Raw genomic sequence first — 23,295 nt, 5'->3', positions numbered from 1 at the left:
TAAAACTGATACCCGCCAAGTGATTCGGTATCAGTAACGCTATACCCCACATAATCAACTTTGTATTATGTGGGGTATTTTTCTTTGGCAAGCCATTCCTTGCAGAACAAGCCTTGGAGAGCAATTTATGTTTGGTAATCTTGGTCGGGCAGGCAAATATCTGGGGCAGGCTGCCCGCATGTTAGTCGGTGTGCCTGACTATGACACCTATGTACAGCACATGCAGGAAAACCATCCTGATAAGCCTTATATGACGTATGAAGAATTTTTTCGTGAACGCCAAAATGCTCGCTATGGTGGCGATGGCAAAGGTGGCATGCGCTGCTGTTAAGGAAATATAAGGAAATAAAAATGCAACCCATATCCGTTACGATCCTGACCGGTTTTTTGGGATCAGGCAAAACGACGCTGCTGCGTCATATCCTCAATACCGATCATGGTTATAAAATAGCCGTTATTGAAAATGAATTTGGTGAAGTCCCGATTGATAATGAATTGATTGGTGAGCGCGCAACGCAGATTAAGACATTAAGCAACGGGTGTATCTGCTGTAGCCGTGCGAATGAATTGGAAGATGCGTTATTGGACTTGCTGGACAGTATGGACAAAGGGCAGATCAACGTTGACCGTCTGGTTATAGAGTGTACAGGCATGGCCGATCCCGGCCCGATCACACAGACCTTCTTTTCTCATGAAACGTTGTGCCAGCGTTTCTTACTCGATGGCATTATTACGCTGGTGGATGCGGTTCATGCGGAACAACAGTTAGATCGTTTTTCCATTGCGCAGGCTCAGGTGGGATATGCCGACAGGATCCTGTTAACCAAAACAGACATTGCGCCGGTTCATGATGCCTTAGTTGAACGTTTGCAGCGAATCAATGCCAGGGCACCTGTTTATAACGTGATTCAAGGTGAAACCGATTTAGGCTTACTGTTTGATATCGACGGTTTTATGTTGAATGACAAACTGACGGTTTCGCCGCCGGTGTTTCGATTTATACCCAAACAACCAAACTCGGTTCAGTCAATTGTCGTTAACTTATCATATCCGGTTGAACTGTCGGCCGTTTCTGACCTGATGGAAGAACTTTTGCTGAGTTTCGCGGATAACCTTCTGCGTTACAAAGGCATTCTTGCGATTAAAGAGGAGCCACGCCGGCTACTGTTTCAGGGCGTTCAGCGTTTATATAGCGCGGATTGGGACAGAGAGTGGCGCGATGATGAACCCCGTGAAAGTGTGCTGGTTTTCATTGGTATCGATCTGCCGGAACAGAAAATCCGTGCAAAATTTGCAGCGTTGGTTGAAGCTTAGCGGTTTGAATAATCATTTTTTGTGGCATTTTAATCGTTCATTTTTTATTTCTTATTGAGCAGTGAAATTGTTTAATATAAATTCGCTGCTCAAGTTTAAATAGAAATTTATTTTATATATTCAGCTATTAGACTTAAGTTTCTGTAAAGCATTGATTAGTGAATTAACAAATAAAAAACAATAAAAACAAAACCCATTCACAAGTTGTGTTTATCATGCGTATAAAATAGTCATCTATTTTTTTAGAGAATAATGGTGTTGTCTATTTTATCTACCGGCAATCTCCACAAACTAATGAGTGGAGATTGTTGCAATAACAGATCATGTTAGTGGAAACAGCAGAAAAAATAACACCATTATTTAGCGGGAGACTCCCAGATGCTGGAGAAACGTTTCACATTACTGGCGGTATAAATGACCGTATGCGAAATATTACGGTGTCCGAGATAATCTTGAATCAAGCGGGTATCACGACCGAGATCGGCTAATGCATAACCACAAGCGTGTCTCAACATATGCGGATGTGGAGAAACACTGACGGCTGCCTGCTTCCCATAACGTTTCAATAATCCATAAACTTGTTGCCGTGAAACAGGGCCTGATTTTTGCGAGAGAAATACCCACGGAGAATCGGCTTCCCGCCATTGTTGACGAATATCCAGCCATTTTTTCAACGCTTCAATTTCCTCTGGAATTAAAGGATGTGTGGTTGAAAGCCCACCTTTTAGCCGCCTGATGTGAATAATCGCTGAATTTAAATCGAGATCGGACAGGCATAGATTACATAGCTCACTTACCCTGAAACCGTGAATAAAACACATTAATAACATGCAGTAATCCCGCTCTGCGTGACGTCCTTGTTTTGTGGCTGCCAAAATTGCGTCTATTTCGTATCGGGTTAAAAACTTACGTTGCTTCATGAAATTATCATTCCTATGAAATCAGAGAGATGAATTGTGAATAGCCAGGTATTTAAGCCAATCGAATGCAACAACACATTAGTGTTTTTTTAACATGATTGGAGAAATACCTGATTAATTTAATTGGAATACCGCAAATAAAAAAGTTTGCGTCTTCTTTTCGTCATTATTCTTAATGAAAGTACTAATTGAAATCGTATAAATACGTGCTATGTGGTTCTGATATACAGAATGAGGCAATCATAAATAGAATTCCATACATAAAAACAGCTCTATTGAACTTTACAACTAATCATTTTTGTTGGTTTATTTTTTAGTTTTTTATTCTTTTAAAATTCCTTTTTGGTGTGTTGAGTTTGTATTTTTACTGCATTTAGTAGAAAAAGTAAATGATTTATCTAAGTTGTTTATATAACGCCTTATAATTGATTAAAAATTACCGTTTTATTGGTGTTTTTGAAATAATATTTTATATTTAAATTATTATTGGTTTTTTTATTCTATTTAACTGCGGGTTTTTGGGTTAAAAAAGAGCGATGTCGAGAGGGAAATTAAGGAAAGTACCCAGAATAACATTAGGTTGGGGGAGGCGTCCCCGGCAAATTGATAACCTTAGTTATAATTCCTCATGGTTACTATGTTGTTATTTGGGTTGACGGGATTAATCGTTTTTTATTCAATTTGTAAAATTTAATTAAATAGATATCTTCTATGATTAATTAAATATCGTGACATCAGCAAAATGATTATTTAATAAATGAGAGTTGCGGAATATGATTTGGTTGAGGCCAAAAAAACTGCAAAAAGAATTTTTTTGGCCTTATCTGCTTATTTACGCAAAAGCCAGAAAAGGGGAAACGCACAGCAAGATCCCGGTAAAGATGATCAAGATGAGCGATACGCCTTTGTAATGGTGCAAACTGGGAACTTTGTAGACTAAATAAGCCGGGATGAGGCAGCCAACGATGCCAAATATTGGGCTACAGAGAGAAGTAAAGCTCAATACCGGAGCATTCAGGATAATCGCGCTCCACGCTAATAAGATAGCAAAAACCATGATGCCTTTTTGCACCCACTTTTCGTTGATCTTTTCAACCGGCATCAGGCGGCCAAGCACATTCATTACAATGCCTTGGCTGGCTTCGCGAAACCCAAGGTAAACACCAAAAAAGGCTGTCATCACGGCAAAGACATTGAGCATGATACTGACGACAATGACCCAACCACCGGGAAAGAACTGGGCGGCAATCGCCAGTGCTGAAATATTCTGTTCATAGGCTTTGAGTGCTTCATCATGCCCCATCGCCAGTGTAAAAGAGATGGCATAGAAAAATACCGTACAAAACAGCACTACAAAGGCAATATTCATGGCTCGCAGTGCCTTGTAACGGGCGATTTCACGGTTTTTCTCCCGATTGCGGTAAGAGATTACCATTGGGCTTAGGGTTTGGATAAACAGGATCGAGGTGAGCGTAAAAGGTAACGTAATAATGGCTTGTTTGATCAATAGACCGAAGGGAGGCAATGCGCCAATATTGTAAAGGTGCCACATCCCGATCATGGAAAACCCTAATGCCGCGATAACCAATAACTTTGTTATCACCATCAGGCTGGATAATTTGAACAGCAATTGTTCACTACGGGAAGAAATAGCGACTAATACACAAATTAACACCAACCCATAAAGGGGATTTTTCGACATCAGTTCGTCGGTAATGCCAAATGTTTGCAGGTAAGATGCACTATCATTGGTGATAGCGGTGGAATAAACAAACATCCAGATCACCAGCATCATGAAGTAGAGTATGCCGAGCAGGATGCCCCAGTTTTTACCCAGATAACCACCGATGATACTGGGATAGTCCTTGCATTCGGATGACTCTGCAAGGGTATTGATGAAGAGTCGCTGAAAAAGATACATGGCAGGATAACCAATAATGGAAGAAAGCAGGAAAACCCACAATCCCATCAATCCAACCTGAACCGGCAAGAAAACAATGCCGGCCCCGATCGCCATACCAATACTCATAATGACCCAACCGGTATCGATATGGTCAAATTTTATTGCTTTTTTCCATTCCGCCTCCGTCATGTTGGCGCGTTTGGCCGACGAAGATAACGGTGACGTGATGTCACTGTTTTTTGTTGCTGTTTTCATAATCGCTCTCGCTTACATCTTTGATGCCTAAACATTCCATCTAATACGGCTTTTGAGAGAACAATTTCTTCATAAAGATGAAATTGCAAAGGGAAACGGCGCAAAAGAGAAAATTATAGCCAGTATCATTTTGATAAATAATGTTATTTATTCTCTATGCGAAGGTATTGTGAATATTCGTGACATTAACAATTGAGACGACCAGAAAGAAAAGTTGTGTACTTTATGACGTTCTTATCACATTTGTATCTGTTCAAAACACCCTGTCAGGATTAAATCCTTTTTATCGCTAATATTATGATGTATTTCAGCATGTTAATCTAGAATTTTTTACTGGTGAAAGGGAGTGATACATACCTTAATCTCTGCTTATCGATCATTGGGCATGCTGACGATGAAGTACCGGGTGTATTCAGCCAAACTAATATATGACCAATGAGATCAGATTAATTTTCTTTTTATTAAGATAACGAGTGTATTATTGGATTTATTTTATTTATCGATAATAAAATGGAAAGAGCACAACATTCTTTTCTTTATTTTGTTTTATTTGGTAAGGCAGCCTGAAATTAAGCAATCATGCAATTATTCAGTGAATTAAAATTAGTGATTAAAAATCAATTTGTTACTGAGTTTTTCCGGGAGGTTTTTTGCTAATTAAATGGACTTTTTCTGTAACAATACTTATTATTCTTCCGTTTTTATGTTAGCGGTATTCGCTGAATAAAAAATCGAACAGGTTTATTCTAACAATCATTCAGGAAGATGTAATAATGAAAAGCAAACTCACATTAACTTCACTTTGCTTGGCTTCTCTCATGCTGGCCGGTTGTGCAACGGAATCTTCATCAACACTGCCGGTACAAAAAGTTACTTCTTATAAAACGACCTACGCTGGTGTTCGCAGCCCGATTGCGGTAGGTAAATTCGAAAACCGTTCAAGCTACCAAAATGGCATTTTCTCTGACGGTGTTGACCGTTTAGGCAATCAATCAAAGACCATTCTGGTCACGCATTTACAACAAACAGGGCGTTTTAACGTCTTGGAACGCACCAATTTGGCTGAATTAAAAATGGAAGCGGGTTTACAAGGCAAGGCGCAGAAATTGAAAGGGGCTAATTACGTTATTACGGGTTCCGTAACTGAATTTGGCCGTAAGGAAGTGGGCGATCACCAACTCTGGGGTATTTTGGGACGCGGCAAGTCACAAGTTGCCTATGCAAAAGTGATGTTGAATGTTGTCAATGTGGAGACGTCTGAAGTGGTCTTCTCCTCCGCAGGGGCTGGGGAATATAAACTTTCCAGCCGTGAAATTATTGGATTTGGCGGGACTTCCAGCTACGACTCTACTCTGAATGGTAAGGTGTTGGATCTGGCGATCCGTGAAGCCATTAATGATCTGGTTGCCGGTATTGATAATGGAGCATGGAAGCCAACTAATTAATCACTTTTTTAAATATAATCAATGTGTTAAATATTAATTTGGTGAGATTTTTTTAGGGAAAATTGCTGTATGTTTTTGATAAAAAAGACCGGGATGTTGCTGGGCGCGCTATTATTGGCGGGATGTGTTCAGGCTCCTAAAAGTATATATGAGTGGGGTAATTATCAGTCAACCCTGTATCAATATTACCAGCAGGATAAAACCGGGCCACAGGAACAGCTTCAAGCATTGCAGAAAGTTATCGAGCAAGCCAAGGCCAAAGATAAACCTGTTCCACCGGGTCTGCACGCGCAAATGGGCTTGCTTTACAGCAAAACCGGCAATATTGAGGACGCTTTCCAGCAGTTTGAGATAGAAAAAAACCTATTTCCTGAATCAGCACCTTACATGGATTTTCTGCTCAGCAAAAATAAGGGAGTGAAATAATGAAGCGTTTTCTGGGGGCGATGGGTGCCTTAGTATTGCTGGTGTTGACAGGATGTGCCAACTATAAACCGTATGATTATTCAGCATTGAGAGAAAGTAAACCGAAATCCATTTTGGTTTTACCAGCCGTCAATAAATCGGTGGAAGTGCAGGCGTCTGGCAGCTTTCTGTCTCAAGTCACTTACCCGCTGGCAGAATCCGGCTATTATGTTTATCCCGTTGCGGTGGTTGAAGAGACCTTCCGCCAGAACGGCGTAACCGAAGCGCAGGATATCCACAATATCAGCTACCAAAAGTTGTATGACATATTTGGCGCAGATTCCGCGCTTTACCTGAATATCACGCAATACGGTACGCAATTCCAAATTATTAACAGCGATACCCGCGTCAGTGCGACTGCCCGTCTGGTCGATTTGCGCACCGGCAAGCAACTATGGAGTGGTGGTGCGACCGCCTCTTCCACAGAAAATGACAATTACTCCAGCGGGGGACTGGTCGGCATGTTGGTAGCGGCGGCTATCTCCCAGATCGCGAATACCGTTATGGACAGAGGCCATGATATTGCCGGCATTACCAGTAATCGCCTGTTGAGTGCGGGTGGGCATAGATATGGCCACTTGCTGTATGGCCCGCGTTCAGCGTTTTATGGCAAAGAAAAGTTATAAGATTTGCTTGACGTAAGTAAAATAAATGAAATAAAAATGCCGCAGACAGACCTGCGGCATTTTTTTGTATTATTTTGCGGTGATTTTTAATCAGATATCTAATCGCTTGGTTTGCCATCTTCTGGATTTCCAACGCCAGGCATTCACTAACCCACGAAGCCACTCATCGCAGAAGAACCCTATCCAGATCCCCAAGATCCCCATACCCATAGTGATCCCCAGAAAATAACCGACAGGAATGGAAACGCCCCACATGAAAATTAGTGCCGTATAGAGTGGGAAACGTGCATCACCAGAAGCACGCAGCGCATTGACCATGACAATGTTGAAAGAACGTCCGGGCTCCAAAAAGACCGAAAGCAGGAACAGTGGTAACAGAAGTTCAATAATCTTCTGATCTTCCGTCATGAGATCGAGGAGTGATTCTCTGAATATCCAGAATGTCAGGACGACGCCTACCGTGACAATGACACCAATTCGCAGGCTTTTCAGCCCCCTAAGATAGGCGTCTTCAAAGCGTTTTGCCCCAACAAGGTGACCCACCATAATCTCATTGCCAATGCTGGTAGAGATACCAAACAGCATAATGAACAGAGATAGCTGGAAATACAGCGTTTGCGCAGCCAGCGACGTTTCCCCCATCAGGCCGATAAACGCTTGTGCGGTCATATATTGCAAGATCCACACCAAATTTTCACCGGCGGCGGGTAAGCCGACATGTAGGATTTTGCTCAACATATTTTTAGACCAGTTGATGAGCAACTTAGGCTCTAGCTTGATCTTCAAACCACAGAACAGTAATCCGCAGAGCAAAATAACGGCAACGATACGACCAAATACCGTAGACCACGCCACGCCTTCCAGCCCATATTGAGGCAGTCCAAAGAACCCATACAGCACGATCATATTACCGACAATCGTGAGCAAGTTGGCAACCAGCGTGACATACATGGCCGATTTCGATTTGCCATAAACCCGCAGACAGGCCGCCAGAATAATCGAAATAGCTTCGGGTATCAGACAGATACCAAGCACATGCAGATAAGCGAACCCATCTTCCATCAGAGCTTCGGGCAGGTTCATGATATACAGGATCTTATAACCGAAGAACACCGTGATCAGCGCACAACTCAAACCCAGCACAAAATTAAAGGCAATGGAAATATGAATCGCCTGACTGGCCTTCTCACGTTTTCCTGAGCCTAAATATTGTGCGATGACAACACTACAACCTACGCTGATAAAGTTAAAAATGGTAATAAAGAGATCAAAAACATGATTACCTACTCCCATTGCGGCCAGATAAGCAGAAGAAATATGGCTGATCATGTACGTATTGATTAATAACGTCGCCATATGCAGAAAGATATCAATGAAAATCGGCCAGCTTAATGAAAAAAGAGAACGATCTACAACATCAGACTGATGCATTAGTAAAACCTATTTATTAGAAGTGAAATGAATGGTCTTTTTGCGGTATGACATCCCCAGAAAGCATAGATGATTTTACAAGGTTTATTGGTGAGTTGATAGACAGAATCGGTGATTTATGCCGTTGGTTTGTTGAGGAATTTGTTGGATAAAAAATCGCCTGCGGTGATAACCGCAGGCGCTTAGTTTGTTAGCCCTAATCTTATATTTTCTCATCCAGAATGAACATCCCGATTGGATGAATTTCCAGATAATAATCCTCACCGACTTTGGGTTGCCGTTGGGTGGCATTGACTTGCAGTAATAGCGTTTGTCCATACCAGTCAACCGTGACTTCATATTGTGCCCCCATATATGCAACATGCTTGACCTTACAGCGCTGGTTTTCGCTGCCTTGTAGAACTAAGCTAATGGCTTCAGGGCGAACGCCAACGGTAATTAATGCTTGCGTTGTAGTGAAATGGGTTGGGCGAGGCAGACGATATTGGAAGATTTCCACATAATCTGCTCCGAGTGTGGCAGAAAAAATATTGGCGTCTCCCATAAAGTTAGCCATAAATTTCGAGGCGGGCTGACGATACAAAGTTAGTGGAGAACCCATCTGCATGATCTTACCCTTATTCATCACTAAAACCGTATCAGAAACCGCAAAGGCTTCACTTTGATCATGGGTGACATAAAGTGAGGTGATATTAAATTGTTGCTGTAACTCGCGGATTTTCTCACGCATACTGCGGCGCAAGTTGGCATCTAAATTACTCAAGGGTTCATCGAATAGCAGAACTTTGGGTTTGAGAATAAGGGCGCGCGCCAAAGCGACACGCTGTTGTTGCCCGCCGGATATCTGGTCAACATAGCGATCTTCAAAACCTGCCAAATCGACCAATTCTAATGCTTCCCTGACGCGCTGACGGATCTCTGCTTTTGGCCGCCCCAGCATTTTCAGTCCATAACCGATATTTTCCCCCAATGACATATGCGGAAAAAGGGCATACGACTGAAATACCATGCAAATATCCCGCTGTTGAATAGAACGCTCGGTGACATCTTCTCCATCAATGAAAATGTTGCCTTCGGTGGGTTTTTCCAGCCCTGCCACCAACCTCAGCACGGTGGTTTTACCGCATCCGGATGGCCCCAATAGCGTCACCATATTCCCTTGTGGAATGGCTAAATTCAGCGAGTCGATGACGGTGTGATGACCAAATCGTTTGGTCACATTTTTTAATTCGACAAAATGTTGCTGTGTCATATCTTCACTCCGTGATTACTGGGTATTTTTGGCTTTTGAACGGGAAACACGCGCTTCGCCAACTAAATAGTCAAATAAGAAAATTATCGCCAGCATGACCACAATCAGGATGGAGCCATACGCGATAGCCAAACCATACTCGCCATCTTCAACGCGATTCAGGATATATACCAATCGCCATTGAAGATGCTTGATTTCTTATCCAAACCCGATCATGCTTGCAATCATGAAAATTCATCTGACACCAGAACAAAAACGTGCCCTCGAATTGATGCATGATACCACTCGTGATAGTCGAGTCTGTGATCGCATCAAGGCCGTGCTTTTGGCGTCAGAGGGCTGGACAGCTCAGATGATTGCTCAGGCCTTACGTATTCATGAAACTACGGTAAGCCGTCACCTAAAAGATTTCATCGCGCAGGAAAAACTCACCCCCGAAAATGGCGGTTCTGAAAGCCATCTCTCTGCCAAACAAACCGCCGATCTGGTTGATTATTTGACGGCAAATTTGCTGCATACGACCGCTCAAATTGTGGATTATGTACGAGCTCGTTGGCAGGTGTCTTTCAGCGTGGGAGGCATGACGAAATGGCTTCACCGACAAGGTTTCAGCTACAAAAAGCCAAAGGGCGTTCCTCATAAATTCGATGCGGATAAGCAGCAACAATTTATTGATGACTACCAGTCTCTGAAAGACCGGGCAGGTCAGAATGAACCTATCCTATTTATTGATGCGGTGCATCCTTCGCAGTCCACAAAGCTCAGCTATGGTTGGATGAAAGCGGGGAAAAATCAGGTAAAAGTGGTCGAAACCACCGGCAGCCGTACCCGTCTCAATCTTCTGGGCGCCCTCAATTTACAACGAATTGAAGAAACCGTGATCCGTGAATACCCGAGAATCAATGCCGAAAATATCGCGGATTTTTTCGGCGCTATTAGAAGAAACTTACCCATTTTCCAAAAAATTCATATTAATCTGGAATGGGGCGGGTTACCACCGGGCAAAAATTGGTGAAAAAAGGGGCCATATGTCCCTTATAATTAAACTGAATTACCCTACCGCTTACCACCCCAAACCTCCAAATCCAAAGAGAGCGATTGTGGAAGTATATGAATGAGCAAGTACGTAACAATGTTTATTTTCCGGATGCGAAGACATTCCGTGAAACCCTTCGTCACTTTTTTCATGTCACTTTGCCAGAAAAAGCGAAAGAACTCACGACTAGACTGACTGACAACTTTCAGATTTTAAAACCTGCATCTTCAAGTTAGATTGGTATAAGACCCCTATAAAAACATTATCAATGCAGAAAGAAAACACAAAATTACCTTATATACTAATCGATGGCGATGCTAACGGGGGTAATGGTTCACCGGGAGGTAACGGAGGTAGTGGTAATAACTCCCCTGGTGGCGACGGTGGTGACGGTGGTAACAATGGAAATGGAAGTAACGACGGCAATGGAAGTGGTAACGGCAATGGGAGCGGCGATGGAAGCAACAATGGAAGTGGTAATGGAAGTAATGATGGCAATGACAACGGAACAGCATAAGTAGTAAAGAATAACGCAGCTTATTAGTCAATTTTATAAGCTGCGTTACTTTAACGTTTACAAAAATATTACATTTATGTGGAGAAATAAAAATGAAACTCACAAAGATAATTGTATTTACATCTATATTAAGTTTTCCTTTTTTAGCATTACATGCAGAAACTGAAAATAAAGTTAATGATGTAAAAAATCTTGACTGCAATATATTAAATGGAAAACCTGGACAAAATGGTCAGGATGGAATACCTGATAGTAATTGCAAAGATGGAGGTAAAGGCGGAGACGGACAATCTCCAGGACAATCAGGTGGTAATGGTGGTAACGGTGCACTTGATGGTAACGGTGGTGACGGCGGTAATGGTGCTCCTGGTGGTAATGGTGGTAATGGTGGTAATGGTGGTAATGGTGGAGATGGTAATGCTAACGGTGGTAATGGTGGCAGAGGAGCAGACGGAATATGAATAATTTAAGTCCGTTATTCTTAATTGTTATCCCATTACTGACATCAACAATATCATATGCGTCAAGCACACTATCAACAAAACAATCCTCTGACATGCTAAACCATGCCCTTATTTCAGATAGAGATCATGGCAATGGAGGAAACGGTGGAAATGGTGGAAGCAACTCTAATGGGGGAAATGGAGGAAACGGTGGTAATGGTACTTATGGAGGTAACGGTGGTGACGGAGGAAACGGAGGGGCAGGCCATAATTCTGATGGAGGTAATGGAGGTAATGGAGGAGATGGTGGTAATAGTGGAGGAGACTCTCATTCCTCTGGTGGTAATGGTGCTAAAGGTGGTGATGGAGGAAACGGAAATAATTCACCTGGAGGTAAAGGTGGTGACGGTGGTAATGGGGGGAATAACGCATGTTAAATAAAAACAACTCATTGTTATCAAAAATATTTTCTTTATTTGTTCTTTCAACCTCTATATTTATTTACACCTACTCAGTCATATCACCTACAACAGCTTATGCAGCACAAGGAAATAGTAATGGAGGCAAAGGCGGAGACGCTGGCACAGGAAGTAATGGTAATGGAGGGCATGGTGGCAATGGTGGTAAGAATGGAGGGAATGGGGGGAATGGTGATGGCACTGGCAATGGGGGAGATGGTGGAAACGCATCAGGAGGCAACGGAAACGGTGGAGATGGAGGACATGGCGGTTCCAATGGGGGAAATGGTGGTAACGGAGGAAATGGAAGTGGTTCTGGAAATGGGGGAAATGGCGGAGATGGAGGACATGGTGGTAAAGGAGGAAAAGGTGGTAAAGGAGGCTCGGATGGCGGGCATAATGGACATGATGGCAAGGATGGGTATTTATAAATAGTAATAAAAAATCCCGTATTAACTTGCGGGATTTTATCACCATAGAATTTATTATTACGATACCCCTGTACATGAATTTGTAGGCAAATATTTTTATTTTCTATGGTTTTTGAATCGCAGGCTTATTAGCCAATTCCGCTTTTCGGGCTAATTGACAGGCTTTACGCTCACTGGGTTCACGCTCTTGAATGATTTTTGCTGTTTCATCGATGGCGGGAAGAGGAAAGCCCATATCGTCATAGGCAGCAAAACCGATTAAACGATAACTGCTTAACGAGGTATTGATTGGGATGCGAAACTCTCTCTTTTCCCCGGGAGCCAATGGCTCAAATGCGTGTACTGTCAGTGTACCCGGCTCACATTTGGTGTTTAGGGGTAAAATAGCCAGATAGCCTCCTGCTACAGGCTGGTTACCTTTATTTTGCAATGTACCGCCGACAAAGAATTTACCACTGGCTCCCAGCCCCATGTGAAATAACAAATGCGCTTCCCCTTTTGCCCATAATGCAGGGGAAAACAGGCTGCCGGCCATCAACATTATTGCACCGTAGGTATAACCACGCCATTTCATCGTCATGCTCCTATTTATGCGTTTTTAACACGAAATAGGTATTACAGTAATTGGAGCAAAAATCAAATGTTCTTACATAACTTGAGCTATGACATCCTCCCCCACCTTCGTACTTCCTGCTTATTAGATTGTATTTATCAATATCGAATTAATTAATTCCCTTTTGTTATAAGTAGTTTTTATTTATTCTTTCAAATTGATTGCTGTGCGGCGTTATTCTCTTCCGGTCTGAAGGTTTTATTTTCTGAAAGTTTTATTTGCAAATTTTACCGATTATCAAGAGGCAAATATGGCAGCACCACGCTCAGTTCTTGAACTGATAGGGAATACTCCGCTATTGGAACTGACTCATCTGGATACCGGCCCATGTCGGCTATTTATTAAATTAGAGAATCAAAATCCGGGCGGTTCGATTAAAGATCGTGTGGCGCTTTCAATGATTGAGCAGGCGGAAAAACAGGGATTGTTGCAGCCAGGTGGCACCATCATTGAAGCCACGGCAGGTAATACGGGGATTGGGTTGGCGTTGGTTGCCGCCATGAAGGGCTATAAGCTGATTTTAGTTGTGCCCGATAAGATGAGCAGGGAAAAAATTTATCACCTGCGGGCACTGGGAACCGATGTACGCCTGACCCGCTCTGATGTGGGAAAAGGGCACCCAGAATATTATCAGGACTATGCTCTGCGTCTGTCGAAGGAAATCAGCGGCGCTTATTATATTGATCAATTCAATAATCCTGCGAACTCAGCCGCCCATTTTGCTACCACGGGGCCAGAAATTTGGCAGCAGATGGAGCAGCATGTCGATGCGGTGGTGGTGGGGGTTGGTTCTGGCGGCACGCTGGGTGGTTTGAGCCAGTATTTTAAGGCGGTTTCCCCTCATACGGAATTTGTCCTCGCCGATCCTAAAGGTTCTATTCTTGCCGATTATGTTGAGCATGGTCACTATGACGAAGCCGGTAGTTGGTTTATCGAAGGTATTGGCGAAGATTTTGTTCCACCGCTTGGTGATTTTTCTCAGGTTCATCAGGCTCATCGCATTACTGATGCAGAATCGTTTGCCTGCGCCAGAGATTTACTGCTGAAAGAAGGCATCTTGGCCGGCTCTTCTTCAGGCACATTACTGGCAGCGGCGCTGCGTTATTGCCGTGCCCAGACCACGGCGAAACGGGTGGTGACATTAGCTTGTGACAGTGGCAACAAATATTTGTCGAAGATGTTTAATGATTACTGGTTATTGGAACAAGGGCTGCGTTCACAACCACAAGAAAATGATTTAAGCGATTATATTACCTATCGTTATCAGAATGGGGCGACGATTTCAGTCTCCCCGCAAGATACCTTGCAGATCGCCTATGGCCGTATGCGCCTGTATGACATTTCACAATTACCGGTGATCGAAGACGATCAAGTCGTGGGTATCATTGATGAGTGGGATCTCATGCATACTATTCAGGCCAATTCACACAATTTCTCCTTACCTGTGACTGAAGCGATGACCCGTCAGGTTCATACACTCAATAAAAAAGCGCCATTGGAACAGTTAACTGCTACCTTTGATGCGGGGCATGTGGCGCTGATTGTGGATGATAACAATCATTTTTTGGGCCTTGTGACTCGTACTGATGTGCTGAACGCATGGCGTCAACAACTCAATTGATCTCTTTCAGGAATAAATTAATGGCCGAGTTTAATAAGATTAAATTTGATACACAAAGCGTCCATGCAGGATATGTACCTGATCACACGGGGGCAGTCATGCCTGCAATTTATGCGACATCGACTTATGCTCAACCTGCACCGGGTCAACATACGGGATATGAGTACTCCCGTAGTGGGAACCCGACACGGGATGCTTTAGAGCGTGCAATTGCTGAATTGGAGAATGGCACTCGGGGTTATGCTTTTGGTTCTGGTCTGGCCGCCAGTTCGACCATTTTGGAATTACTTGATAAAGACAGTCATATCATTGCGGTAGATGATCTCTATGGGGGTACTTATCGGTTGCTGGAGAAAGTGCGCCGCCGGACGGCGGGCCTGAAAGTCACCTATGTTGAGGCAGGGGATACTGCGGCACTGGAAGCGGCAATTCAGCCTGACACAAAAATGATTTGGGTGGAAACGCCCACAAACCCACTGCTGAAATTGGCGGATTTAACGGCGATTGCACAGCTTGCCAGGCAGCATAATATTATCAGTGTGGCCGATAACACGTTTGCTTCTCCTTATATTCAGCGTCCACTGGATTTAGGTTTTGATATTGTCGTGCACTCTGCGACCAAGTATCTGAATGGGCATTCTGATGCTATTGCGGGTCTTGCGGTGGTGGGAGATAACGCCGAGTTGGCGGAGCAAATTGCGTTCCTGCAAAATTCCATTGGTGGCATTCTTGATCCGTTCAGTAGTTTTCTTGTCCTGCGTGGCATTCGGACATTGGCACTGCGTATGGAGCGCCATATTGATAACGCGGAGAAGATAGCCCATTGGCTTGAACAGCAGCCACAAGTCGATAAAGTGTACTATCCTGGCCTGACTGCTCATCCTCAGCATGAATTGGCAAAACGTCAGATGCGGGGTTTTGGTGGCATGATCTCTATCGTGCTGAAAGGCGACGAAGATTATGCGCGGCGCGTCATTAAAGAACTGCAATTGTTTACCTTAGCGGAAAGTTTAGGCGGTGTGGAAAGTTTGATTGGTCAGCCGTTTACCATGACCCATGCTTCCATTCCGCTGGAAAAGCGCTTGGCCGCCGGCATTACGCCACAATTGCTCCGTATTTCCGTGGGGATCGAGAATGCGGATGATCTAATAGCAGATTTATCTCAAGCATTTGAACGTGCTAAATAATATTTAAGAATTATCAATCACTTACTTACTCCTCGCGTCGCGAGGAGTAAGGAATTCTCATAATTTGAATGTATCACTATGATGGAAACCTATTTATACTCAATAGATTTCAAGCGGCGGTGCCGTCAACAAAGGATGATACGTTATGGCAATTCTAGATATCCTCACCATTCCAGATGAAAGACTGAGACAAAAATGTGTTGATGTTACTGATTTTAATAAAGTTCAAGCACTAATTGATGACATGCTGGAGACAATGTACAACACTGACAATGGCATTGGTTTGGCGGCTCCACAGGTGGGTCGGCAAGAAGCCGTTTTGGTCATTGATCTTTCTCCTAATCGCGATCAACCCATGACTTTGGTTAATCCAAAGATCGTCGAAAAAGAGCGCCGAGTAGTAAATCAGGAGGGCTGCCTGTCGATACCAGGATATTACGCAGAGGTTGAACGATTTGAAAAAGTGAAAGTAGAGGCATGTGATCGGTTTGGTCAACCGATGACCATAGAAAGCGAAGATTTTTTGTCAATCGTGATGCAGCATGAAATTGATCATTTACATGGCATTATTTTTATCGATTATCTCTCCCCACTAAAAAGGCAAATGGCCTTGAAAAAAGTGAAAAAGTCTCTCAGCAATCGCAAAAATTAATAGCGGGAGATAATAAAAATAATGTTAATTATTTGTTGGTGACATTATATCACCTGTAATGTTGTGGTTTTATATTTTGCTGTTATTTAATTTATTAATGATAAGGATACATAAAAAGGCTTAAGATTATGCCGCGTCATATGATAATTGGCATACTGTTTGAAACTAATGGAATTTGCATGATCTGGTGGTAATCATATAAGCAGAGGAACTATCGTGATTGGAATAAGTGATATTGCGTATTATCAACAACCGAATTTTTCCATTGATCTGAACCTAATAGATACAACTGATGCCAAGGTAGGCACATATTTGCTGATATTGGATGCGGAGGGAATCAGGGATGTTCAAGTTCCTTCAGTGAAAGTGGATAGTAACATGGAATATGTTAATATTCCTTCCATTGCCAGCAGTAATGAGCTGACATGTGCTATTTATATCAGAAACAGGATCAACCGCAGTTACCCGCTGATTGGTACTTTCTATCTTGACTATGATCCGTCAACCGGTTTTGTGGATATTTCCGCGGTAAAAATATCGCCTTATTCTCAATTAGAACTCGATGTCGATAGGGTGGGCGATACTAAGTTTGATTTTAAACTGAAAGCAAAATGCTAATTTAGCCAACCAGAATTACGGATCATAAGAAGAAGTGGCGAGCCAATAATGGCGCTGTAAAATTTTTCTTCAAATAAAAACCTCTGGGCAACGTCATGATTGGCTGACCGTATTCACCTATTGCTTCTGTCAATGCCCGGCTATTGGTAGCTTTTGGACGTAGCTGTAACACTTCACCATGACGGGCGGTAATGCTCTCGACTTTCCCTAATACAATGAGATCCATGAGTTCTTCCCAATCGCGCCGCAGTAACTCTTCTTCAATGACATTTGGGCTCCAGAGCAGCGGGGAGCCTACGCGACGATCGGAAAGTGGAATATGCCTTTCTCCCTCAACGGGTATCCACAGGACGCGGGATAATTTACGCCTGACGTGACAGTTTTCCCATCGAATGCCGCTGTTACCTGTTAAAGGCGCAACACAGACAAAGGTGGTTTCTAGTGGGTAACCTTTGCTATCTACAGGGATAGTTTTCAGCTCGACACCGATATGTTCAAAGTCTTGTTCGGGTTTGCTGCCGGCATTCGCACCTAAATAATATTCAAGCAACATACCGACCCAACCTTTATCACGTTTTAAATTGGGGGGAATGGGGAGCTTGGCGAGTGCAGCCAATTCACCCATAGAGAAGCCCGCCAGAGATTGAGCGCGATTGAATAGTTGTTGTTCGTTTTCAGGCGGTGCCGGAGGTGTAAAGTACATGTTATAGAGTCTATTTTTTACTGGTTAAAAAATGTTCGCGTCATTTTTGGGAAATCATTATTAATTTATCATTGGCGTGATCATTTTGATAATAGCATGATATAAAAGATTTTTTCATTGGTGTTTTCTGCATTAAAAATAGACTTGTTATGATTGTTCACCTATTCCCAGTGATAATAAACAGGATCTTACACCATGTTATCCACAGATTTATGGGATAAGTGATAAAAAGTGAGATCACTGGTTTGATTTACAGCCCTAATGAATGATGTTTTCTACAAAAATAGGCGATTTTTGTTTAACTAAAAGGCATATCCTGTGGATAAAATCATCACTGATTGATATTTGTTCATCGTGAGAAAAGACGAAAATTTTCATCGGTAAGATATCTTGTTAAAAGCGGTATAAAATGTATTAACATATTGAAATTTAATAATTATTAATTTACACCTCTCGCGAGTGTAAAAGTATGTAATAAAAGTATACCCGCTTTACCCCGTTCTTTTTCACATACATATCCACAGAAAAAGTGAATAAAATGGTTCTGGTTAGACAATAAATGTTTATAACTTTAGCTTTTCCTGTGAATTATCCTTCCGGAGGCGTAAATCACGCAGATTTGAAATCAAATTCGCCAAAGGTGGTCATTTTTACGCCTCTCACTCTGCATTTACCTTGTAATTCGTGTCAATGATGAAATAGGGGACAACCAGTAAGTTAACTTACTGGCTTTTTCAATGGGTTCGCTTTACCTAAACCTCTTCGGTGATATAACGTGCAATGATATCGCCCATTTCATCGGTGCTGACCGCTCTGCCATTACCCGCGAGATCGGCGGTACGATAACCTTGTTCCAAAGCACGGTTGATTGCCCGTTCAATAGCATCTGCGGCATCAAGGCGCCCAAGGCTATAACGCAGTAACAGGGCTGTGGATAATATTTGGGCAATTGGATTGGCGATGTTTTTGCCTGCAATATCAGGGGCTGAACCGCCCGCAGGTTCGTATAAGCCGAACCCTTTTTCATTCAGGCTGGCAGAAGGTAACATGCCCATTGAGCCGGTGATCATGGCACACTCATCGGATAAAATATCACCGAAGATATTGGAACATAATAGAACGTCGAATTGCGCCGGATCTTTGATCAGTTGCATGGTGGCGTTATCGATATACATATGTTCGATTGCAATGTCAGGATAGTCTTTGGCGATTTCGCTGACGACTTCACGCCATAGCACAGAGCTTTGCAAAACATTCGCTTTATCAATCGAAGTGACCTTATGGCGACGCTTGCGCGCGGATTCGAACGCAATGCGTGCGATCCGCTCTATCTCGAAACGATGATAAATCTCAGTATCGAAAGCACGCTCATATTTCCCTTCACCTTCACGCCCTTTGGGTTGACCAAAATAAATACCCCCCGTCAGCTCACGGACGCATAAAATATCAAAGCCCTTGGCGGCAATGTCATGGCGAAGGGGGCAAAAAGATTCTAGGCCTGCATATAAGCGTGCCGGACGTAAGTTACTGAACAGTTTGAAATGCTTGCGCAGTGGCAATAATGCGCCCCGTTCTGGCTGTTCTGCTGGCGGGAGGTGTTGCCATTTTGGCCCCCCTACGGAGCCAAATAGGATCGCGTCGGCTTTTTCACAGCCAGCAATCGTTTCTTGAGGCAACGGCGTGCCATGACGATCAATGGCAATCCCACCCACATCATATGCGCTGGTTGTGATATGGATATTAAAACGGTGACGGATGGCATCCAACACTTTGTAGGCTTGCTTCATCACTTCCGGGCCAATGCCATCACCCGGCAAAACCGCAATATGACAGTGATGATCTTGCTTGCTTGGCGTCGCGTAATTTGAAATAGATTGGCTTGAGGACATGATTATGCAGTTTCCTTTGTGTTGTTCCGGTTATCGTTTTGAATATTGCTCTGGACATTATTGCCTTGGGAGAGGCGTTGCTTCTCTTTTTCGACTTGTTCAGCTTGCCAGATGTTATTCAAGACGTGGATCATTGCCTTGGCAGAGGATTCGATGATGTCAGTTTCCAAACCCATTCCATGAAAACGGCGGCCAAAACACTCGACAATAATATCAACCTGACCGAGAGCATCTTTACCATGTCCCTTGCCGGATAATTGATAAGAAATTAATTCCAGTGGATAACCCGTAATACGGTTAATGGCTTGATAGATAGCGTCAACAGTCCCATTACCTGTCGAGGCTTCCGATTTGAGTTCATCTCCGCAAGCCAGACGAACAGTGGCAGTGGGTACAATATTGGTGCCCGACTGGATACTAAAATAGTCCAGACGGAAATGTTCATTCTCTTGCTGTTGTTGATTGATGAACACTAAGGCTTCCAAATCGTAATCAAACACCTGTCCTTTTTTGTCTGCTAATTTTAAGAATGCTTGATACAGCGCATCCAGATCATAGTCATCCTCTTGATAGCCCATTTCTGTCATGCGATGTTTCACTGCGGCACGCCCGGAACGCGAAGTCAGGTTCAATTGGGTATCTTTCAGACCGATGGATTCTGGCGTCATGATTTCGTAAGTTTCACGGTTTTTCAGGACACCATCCTGATGAATGCCGGACGAGTGGGAAAATGCGTTACTGCCAACAATGGCTTTATGGGCGGGGATCGGCGTATGGCAAATTTGGCTGACTAACTGGCTGGTACGGTAAATTTCTTTATGGTTGATATTGGTATGCACCCCCAACATTTGCTGGCGTGTTTTGATCGTCATGATCACTTCTTCCAACGAACAGTTGCCTGCGCGTTCTCCCAATCCATTGATTGTACCCTCAATTTGACGGGCACCTGCCTGCACTGCCGTAATCGAGTTAGCGACGGACATGCCTAAATCGTCGTGGCAATGGACGGAAATAATCGCTTTATCAATATTAGGTACACGGTCAAATAAAGTGCGGATAATACCGCCAAATTGGTAAGGTGTGGTATAGCCCACCGTATCTGGAATGTTGACAGTGGTGGCGCCCGCTTTGATGGCTTGCTCAACGATTTTGCACAAATTATCGATATCGGTACGGCCTGCATCTTCACAGGAAAACTCGACATCATCAGTGTAATTGCGTGCCCGTTTGATGGAGCGAACCGCCATTTCCACAACATCATCAAAGGTTCTTTTTAATTTATGTTCGACGTGCAGGTTTGAGGTAGCCAGTACCATATGCAGGCGGAAGGCTTCAGCCACTTTCAGGGCTTCCGCGGCGACATCAATATCATTGTCAACGCAGCGGGATAAGGCACAGATACGACTATTTTTGATTTCACGGGCGATGGTTTGAACGGATTTAAAATCGCCCGGAGAAGAAACGGGGAAACCGGCTTCAATGATATCAACCCCCAGCCTTTCCAGTGCATAAGCGATTTGCAGTTTCTCTTTTACACTCAGGCTGGCCTGTAATGCCTGTTCTCCATCACGTAATGTTGTATCGAAGATAATAACTTGCTGGCTCATGTTGTGCTCCTGTTAAATAGACTAACCAGATGATTTAATTAGGTAACTTAGTTGTAACTGTGTGTTATTTTTGAGCGCCGAGCAGGTAAAAAAAACCCGCGCCGTGCGCGGGTTTTCTGTTTCTGATTGGAGGTTAACTTAGCCCTGTTTCCCACCCACCAGCATACCGCGCACACGAAAGGCGATAAGTAGTAGGCTTAGTAGAAAAATAGGGGAAATCATGTGAGTTAACCTTTTATAAATTTGTTAAATTAATTTTAACTGTCAGTCAATGTATTTATAGATACTTTATCTAAAAAATAATGTCAAGCGCTATGAGTCTAAATTCAGAGTGAATCATGCTCATTAATGGTTGTTTGTTGAACAATTGTTAGGTTTGGTGACTATTTTTTACATTTTTAGCGATGTTTTTATCTATTTTTCGTCGCTATATATGGAGTAAAATCCGGCTCTGATGGATGATAAATGTGATGCCTGTTATTTTATACAGGCATTATATTTCTAAGGAACAAGGATAGATGGATGTTAATCACACTGTTTTTAGGTTAAGAAATCATAACCATATAGAATATTAATAAATTGTTTTTCAATATATTGGAAGAAGCGAATGTTATTTAATATATTCGATCGTTTTCTTGATAGAGAATATTAATAGCGAGTTCTGATAATGGGTTGGAATATGATTATTTTATTATGAGATATTACTGCTCATATATAGCGTATTAATATTCATGCCTATAAAAATATTACGTTTACGTAGATAAAACGCATGGGTTATGCCTATTTAATTTTTGTACAAGGATGAATCTCAATTTATTTTACAACGAATTGGGGTAATTGATCTTATTTATTTAATGAGGTCACTGCTATAAGTTTAGTGGAGTGAAACAATGACTGAATACAACTCAGCAACCACAGGAAAAAAAGGGCCATGTGATGTTCAATTGCGTAGTGTCGATCTCAATTTGCTTACGGTTTTTGATACGGTCATGCAAATGCAGAATATTACACGCGCGGCTCAGGCATTGGGAATGTCGCAACCGGCTGTCAGTAATGCCGTCGCGCGTCTGAAGACCATGTTTGATGATGAATTATTTGTTCGTTATGGCCGGGGGATTCAACCAACGGCGAGAGCTAAACAGCTTTTTGGACCACTCAGGCAGGCACTGCAAATTGTTCATAATGAGTTGCCCGGAGTGGGGTTTGATCCCGGCAATAGTACAAGGATATTTAATCTTTCTATTTGTAGTCCCCTTGATATCCGTCTGGCGGCTCAAATTGTTGGGAAAATAAAAAAACATACCTCTAATATTGAAGTTGTCATTAAAACCCAAATTAGTGATGATATTGAAAAGCAATTAAAATATCAGGAAATAGAATTTGTCATCAGTTATAATCCATTAGATCGCCCTGATTTCCATAATTATCCTCTGTTTAATGATGAATTGGTTCTGGCAGTTTCTAAACATCATCCCAGAATTGGTCAGCGAATTACTCAGCAACAATTGCAGGAAGAAAGACATGCCATTGTTGCGTTAGATAATGCAGATTCATTGAGTAAGCCTTACTATGAAAGTCAGGAATTATTGGGCTCCATTTCTTATCAGGGGACGGATTTAAATAGTGTTCTTAATATTGTTTCTCAAACATATTTAGTCGCTATCGTGCCAAAATGGATGGTTGAACATTATTCCGAACAGTTGAATATTTGTTCAGTGCCGCTGCCCAATGGTCGGATCTCTCGTCCTTGCTATTTAATATGGCATGCTTCAACAGACCGGGATAAGGGCCACCAGTGGATGAAATCACTGTTGAGTCATCTTGGTGAACAAAAATAGATCACGCTAAGGCAAGACAGGGGGAGAAGAGAGCAAAATAGACTTCCCCCTTTTACTCGGAATAGGTAGAC

The 23,295-nt window shown here is 42.7% G+C and carries 23 protein-coding genes and 1 pseudogene; 15 read left to right on the top strand and 9 right to left on the bottom strand.

Annotated elements, in window-relative coordinates:
* Positions 1 to 127: 127 nt before the first annotated feature.
* Together XDD1_RS14130 and yjiA are read left to right on the top strand one after the other, a co-directional pair.
* Positions 128 to 331, top strand: a complete 204-nt coding sequence (locus XDD1_RS14130) for a YbdD/YjiX family protein (protein ID WP_045972156.1) — start codon at positions 128 to 130, stop codon at positions 329 to 331.
* Positions 332 to 351: 20 nt separating this feature from the next.
* Positions 352 to 1,314 carry a GTPase gene (gene yjiA / locus XDD1_RS14125; protein WP_045972154.1) on the top strand — a complete coding sequence of 321 codons (963 nt, stop codon included), beginning with the start codon at positions 352 to 354 and terminating at the stop codon, positions 1,312 to 1,314.
* A 356-nt stretch (positions 1,315 to 1,670) separates the two neighbouring features.
* Here the strand turns inward: yjiA and XDD1_RS14120 are convergent, their stop codons facing one another.
* Both XDD1_RS14120 and XDD1_RS14115 read right to left on the bottom strand, forming a co-directional pair.
* Positions 1,671 to 2,234, bottom strand: a complete 564-nt coding sequence (locus XDD1_RS14120) for a tyrosine-type DNA invertase (protein ID WP_045972152.1) — start codon at positions 2,232 to 2,234, stop codon at positions 1,671 to 1,673.
* Between the two features lie 832 nt (positions 2,235 to 3,066).
* Positions 3,067 to 4,392, bottom strand: a complete 1,326-nt coding sequence (locus XDD1_RS14115; protein WP_045972150.1) for an SLC5/6 family protein — start codon at positions 4,390 to 4,392, stop codon at positions 3,067 to 3,069.
* 773 nt (positions 4,393 to 5,165) lie between these two features.
* On the opposite strand from XDD1_RS14115, the gene XDD1_RS14110 reads away from it, so the two are divergent.
* The 3 genes from XDD1_RS14110 to XDD1_RS14100 all read left to right on the top strand — a co-directional run bounded on the left by XDD1_RS14110 (position 5,166) and on the right by XDD1_RS14100 (position 6,928).
* Positions 5,166 to 5,837 (top strand): CsgG/HfaB family protein, encoded by a 672-nt coding sequence (locus XDD1_RS14110; protein ID WP_045972148.1) that lies wholly within the window; start codon positions 5,166 to 5,168, stop codon positions 5,835 to 5,837.
* Positions 5,838 to 5,906: 69 nt separating this feature from the next.
* Complete coding sequence (locus XDD1_RS14105; RefSeq protein WP_045972146.1) at positions 5,907 to 6,263, top strand: DUF4810 domain-containing protein; 357 nt, start codon at positions 5,907 to 5,909, stop codon at positions 6,261 to 6,263.
* Positions 6,263 to 6,928 (top strand): DUF799 domain-containing protein, encoded by a 666-nt coding sequence (locus XDD1_RS14100; RefSeq protein ID WP_045972144.1) that lies wholly within the window; start codon positions 6,263 to 6,265, stop codon positions 6,926 to 6,928. The genes XDD1_RS14105 and XDD1_RS14100 overlap by 1 nt, the downstream gene beginning before the upstream one ends.
* 90 nt (positions 6,929 to 7,018) lie before the next feature.
* Here XDD1_RS14100 and XDD1_RS14095 read toward each other — a convergent pair whose 3' ends face one another.
* The 3 genes from XDD1_RS14095 to XDD1_RS19495 all read right to left on the bottom strand — a co-directional run bounded on the left by XDD1_RS14095 (position 7,019) and on the right by XDD1_RS19495 (position 9,785).
* Positions 7,019 to 8,359, bottom strand: a complete 1,341-nt coding sequence (locus XDD1_RS14095) for an MATE family efflux transporter (protein ID WP_045972142.1) — start codon at positions 8,357 to 8,359, stop codon at positions 7,019 to 7,021.
* A gap of 202 nt (positions 8,360 to 8,561) precedes the next feature.
* Positions 8,562 to 9,611 carry a ferric ABC transporter ATP-binding protein gene (gene fbpC, locus XDD1_RS14090; RefSeq protein ID WP_045972140.1) on the bottom strand — a complete coding sequence of 350 codons (1,050 nt, stop codon included), beginning with the start codon at positions 9,609 to 9,611 and terminating at the stop codon, positions 8,562 to 8,564.
* 15 nt (positions 9,612 to 9,626) lie between these two features.
* Positions 9,627 to 9,785, bottom strand: a complete 159-nt coding sequence (locus tag XDD1_RS19495) for a hypothetical protein (RefSeq protein WP_156979661.1) — start codon at positions 9,783 to 9,785, stop codon at positions 9,627 to 9,629.
* Between the two features lie 52 nt (positions 9,786 to 9,837).
* Here XDD1_RS19495 and XDD1_RS14085 point away from each other — a divergent pair.
* The 5 genes and pseudogenes from XDD1_RS14085 to XDD1_RS14065 all read left to right on the top strand — a co-directional run bounded on the left by XDD1_RS14085 (position 9,838) and on the right by XDD1_RS14065 (position 12,500).
* Positions 9,838 to 10,883 (top strand): annotated as a pseudogene (locus tag XDD1_RS14085) (IS630 family transposase).
* A 120-nt stretch (positions 10,884 to 11,003) separates the two neighbouring features.
* Complete coding sequence (locus XDD1_RS18500; protein WP_156979660.1) at positions 11,004 to 11,168, top strand: hypothetical protein; 165 nt, start codon at positions 11,004 to 11,006, stop codon at positions 11,166 to 11,168.
* An 88-nt stretch (positions 11,169 to 11,256) separates the two neighbouring features.
* On the top strand, positions 11,257 to 11,625 hold the full coding sequence (locus tag XDD1_RS14075) for a hypothetical protein (RefSeq protein WP_231854413.1): 369 nt from the start codon (positions 11,257 to 11,259) through the stop codon (positions 11,623 to 11,625).
* A 129-nt stretch (positions 11,626 to 11,754) separates the two neighbouring features.
* Complete coding sequence (locus XDD1_RS14070; RefSeq protein WP_148885960.1) at positions 11,755 to 12,048, top strand: hypothetical protein; 294 nt, start codon at positions 11,755 to 11,757, stop codon at positions 12,046 to 12,048.
* 116 nt (positions 12,049 to 12,164) lie between these two features.
* Positions 12,165 to 12,500: a hypothetical protein gene (locus tag XDD1_RS14065; protein ID WP_052705719.1), complete on the top strand. Its 336-nt coding sequence runs from the start codon at positions 12,165 to 12,167 to the stop codon at positions 12,498 to 12,500.
* Positions 12,501 to 12,599: 99 nt separating this feature from the next.
* On the opposite strand, the gene XDD1_RS14060 is transcribed toward XDD1_RS14065, so the two are convergent.
* Positions 12,600 to 13,070 (bottom strand): hypothetical protein, encoded by a 471-nt coding sequence (locus XDD1_RS14060; RefSeq protein ID WP_045972133.1) that lies wholly within the window; start codon positions 13,068 to 13,070, stop codon positions 12,600 to 12,602.
* 289 nt (positions 13,071 to 13,359) lie between these two features.
* Between XDD1_RS14060 and XDD1_RS14055 the strand changes: the two genes are divergently transcribed.
* The 4 genes from XDD1_RS14055 (at position 13,360) to XDD1_RS14040 (ending at position 17,187) form a co-directional block, all read left to right on the top strand.
* Entirely contained in the window at positions 13,360 to 14,730 is a 1,371-nt protein-coding gene (locus XDD1_RS14055; protein WP_045972131.1) for a pyridoxal-phosphate dependent enzyme, read from the top strand.
* A 20-nt stretch (positions 14,731 to 14,750) separates the two neighbouring features.
* Positions 14,751 to 15,917, top strand: a complete 1,167-nt coding sequence (locus XDD1_RS14050; protein WP_045972129.1) for a trans-sulfuration enzyme family protein — start codon at positions 14,751 to 14,753, stop codon at positions 15,915 to 15,917.
* A gap of 145 nt (positions 15,918 to 16,062) precedes the next feature.
* Complete coding sequence (gene def, locus XDD1_RS14045; RefSeq protein WP_045972127.1) at positions 16,063 to 16,569, top strand: peptide deformylase; 507 nt, start codon at positions 16,063 to 16,065, stop codon at positions 16,567 to 16,569.
* Between the two features lie 216 nt (positions 16,570 to 16,785).
* Positions 16,786 to 17,187 carry a hypothetical protein gene (locus XDD1_RS14040; RefSeq protein WP_045972125.1) on the top strand — a complete coding sequence of 134 codons (402 nt, stop codon included), beginning with the start codon at positions 16,786 to 16,788 and terminating at the stop codon, positions 17,185 to 17,187.
* A 22-nt stretch (positions 17,188 to 17,209) separates the two neighbouring features.
* Here the strand turns inward: XDD1_RS14040 and mutH are convergent, their stop codons facing one another.
* The 3 genes from mutH to leuA form a co-directional block, all read right to left on the bottom strand.
* Complete coding sequence (mutH, locus tag XDD1_RS14035) at positions 17,210 to 17,890, bottom strand: DNA mismatch repair endonuclease MutH (protein WP_045972123.1); 681 nt, start codon at positions 17,888 to 17,890, stop codon at positions 17,210 to 17,212.
* Positions 17,891 to 18,642: 752 nt separating this feature from the next.
* Complete coding sequence (gene leuB, locus XDD1_RS14030; protein ID WP_045972121.1) at positions 18,643 to 19,779, bottom strand: 3-isopropylmalate dehydrogenase; 1,137 nt, start codon at positions 19,777 to 19,779, stop codon at positions 18,643 to 18,645.
* Between the two features lie 2 nt (positions 19,780 to 19,781).
* On the bottom strand, positions 19,782 to 21,386 hold the full coding sequence (gene leuA, locus XDD1_RS14025) for a 2-isopropylmalate synthase (RefSeq protein ID WP_045972119.1): 1,605 nt from the start codon (positions 21,384 to 21,386) through the stop codon (positions 19,782 to 19,784).
* A gap of 890 nt (positions 21,387 to 22,276) precedes the next feature.
* On the opposite strand from leuA, the gene leuO reads away from it, so the two are divergent.
* Positions 22,277 to 23,224, top strand: coding sequence for a transcriptional regulator LeuO (leuO, locus tag XDD1_RS14020; protein WP_045972117.1), 948 nt, complete (start codon positions 22,277 to 22,279; stop codon positions 23,222 to 23,224).
* Positions 23,225 to 23,295: the final 71 nt, after the last annotated feature.

The organism is Xenorhabdus doucetiae, assembly GCF_000968195.1.
In the GTDB taxonomy this organism is placed as follows: Bacteria; Pseudomonadota; Gammaproteobacteria; order Enterobacterales; family Enterobacteriaceae; genus Xenorhabdus; species Xenorhabdus doucetiae.
The sequence above is the reverse complement of the archived record's forward strand: the minus strand, read 5'-3'. Positions and strand labels throughout refer to the sequence as shown.

Bases quoted from the DNA above. Each gene is read 5' to 3' on its own strand.
- XDD1_RS14130 (WP_045972156.1), top strand. From the start codon at position 128: ATGTTTGGTAATCTTGGTCGGGCAGGCAAATATCTGGGGCAGGCTGCC.
- yjiA (WP_045972154.1), top strand. From the start codon at position 352: ATGCAACCCATATCCGTTACGATCCTGACCGGTTTTTTGGGATCAGGC.
- XDD1_RS14120 (WP_045972152.1), bottom strand. From the start codon at position 2,234: ATGAAGCAACGTAAGTTTTTAACCCGATACGAAATAGACGCAATTTTG.
- XDD1_RS14115 (WP_045972150.1), bottom strand. From the start codon at position 4,392: ATGAAAACAGCAACAAAAAACAGTGACATCACGTCACCGTTATCTTCG.
- XDD1_RS14110 (WP_045972148.1), top strand. From the start codon at position 5,166: ATGAAAAGCAAACTCACATTAACTTCACTTTGCTTGGCTTCTCTCATG.
- XDD1_RS14105 (WP_045972146.1), top strand. From the start codon at position 5,907: ATGTTTTTGATAAAAAAGACCGGGATGTTGCTGGGCGCGCTATTATTG.
- XDD1_RS14100 (WP_045972144.1), top strand. From the start codon at position 6,263: ATGAAGCGTTTTCTGGGGGCGATGGGTGCCTTAGTATTGCTGGTGTTG.
- XDD1_RS14095 (WP_045972142.1), bottom strand. From the start codon at position 8,359: ATGCATCAGTCTGATGTTGTAGATCGTTCTCTTTTTTCATTAAGCTGG.
- fbpC (WP_045972140.1), bottom strand. From the start codon at position 9,611: ATGACACAGCAACATTTTGTCGAATTAAAAAATGTGACCAAACGATTT.
- XDD1_RS14075 (WP_231854413.1), top strand. From the start codon at position 11,257: ATGAAACTCACAAAGATAATTGTATTTACATCTATATTAAGTTTTCCT.
- XDD1_RS14070 (WP_148885960.1), top strand. From the start codon at position 11,755: ATGGCAATGGAGGAAACGGTGGAAATGGTGGAAGCAACTCTAATGGGG.
- XDD1_RS14065 (WP_052705719.1), top strand. From the start codon at position 12,165: ATGGAGGCAAAGGCGGAGACGCTGGCACAGGAAGTAATGGTAATGGAG.
- XDD1_RS14060 (WP_045972133.1), bottom strand. From the start codon at position 13,070: ATGAAATGGCGTGGTTATACCTACGGTGCAATAATGTTGATGGCCGGC.
- XDD1_RS14055 (WP_045972131.1), top strand. From the start codon at position 13,360: ATGGCAGCACCACGCTCAGTTCTTGAACTGATAGGGAATACTCCGCTA.
- XDD1_RS14050 (WP_045972129.1), top strand. From the start codon at position 14,751: ATGGCCGAGTTTAATAAGATTAAATTTGATACACAAAGCGTCCATGCA.
- def (WP_045972127.1), top strand. From the start codon at position 16,063: ATGGCAATTCTAGATATCCTCACCATTCCAGATGAAAGACTGAGACAA.
- mutH (WP_045972123.1), bottom strand. From the start codon at position 17,890: ATGTACTTTACACCTCCGGCACCGCCTGAAAACGAACAACAACTATTC.
- leuB (WP_045972121.1), bottom strand. From the start codon at position 19,779: ATGTCCTCAAGCCAATCTATTTCAAATTACGCGACGCCAAGCAAGCAA.
- leuA (WP_045972119.1), bottom strand. From the start codon at position 21,386: ATGAGCCAGCAAGTTATTATCTTCGATACAACATTACGTGATGGAGAA.
- leuO (WP_045972117.1), top strand. From the start codon at position 22,277: ATGACTGAATACAACTCAGCAACCACAGGAAAAAAAGGGCCATGTGAT.